This is a genomic window from Lysobacter sp. Soil_N_23, from assembly GCF_057656135.1.
In genome coordinates this window covers 1-472 of sequence record NZ_JBDGKY010000054.1, presented here as the reverse complement: position 1 = coordinate 472, position 472 = coordinate 1, and the positions used below count along the sequence as shown (strand labels likewise).

Here is a 472-nt window from a genome sequence, read left to right as displayed (position 1 = left end):
CTAACGCCAGAGTTAAGCCGAGCCGCGAAGCGGCTTCGGCTTGAATGAACTGTTAGGCGGCACTGGCGCGAACCTTGTGAAGCCCCGAGATGCGGACAACACGGCCAACGGCCACCCTGTTTGGACCCTCATGACAATAGAACTCTACTCCCGGCCTGATGCGCTCCCGATGAGTTTGCTCTCGCATCTCATCAATGACGACGGTCATTCGAGCAGGAAGCTCCACGCCAAGGGGCAGCGGAGAATCAATCGGCAAGCTATCCCCCGAAGGGTCATAGAAATCTGGCCAGATCATGTATAGCTGCTCCGACGAATCATCCGCAGCATAGGAGAAATCCCAGCGGATGCCATTGAAGGGGGAAGTCTTACGCCCCCCTTCCGCCTCCGTCAGGATCCGGATAGTCGCCTCAAAGTCATCTGCGATCGGGTAGAGACGATGCATGGTGTGCCGCCTAACGCCAGAGTTAAGCCG

1 protein-coding gene is annotated in these 472 nt (G+C 57.4%); it reads right to left on the bottom strand.

The annotated features are described in order from the left end of the window. Nucleotides 1–52 precede the first annotated feature (52 nt). Nucleotides 53–472, bottom strand: a 420-nt coding sequence (locus AC3A3X_RS17840) for a hypothetical protein (RefSeq protein WP_487584314.1), incomplete at its 5' end; no start/stop codon positions are given.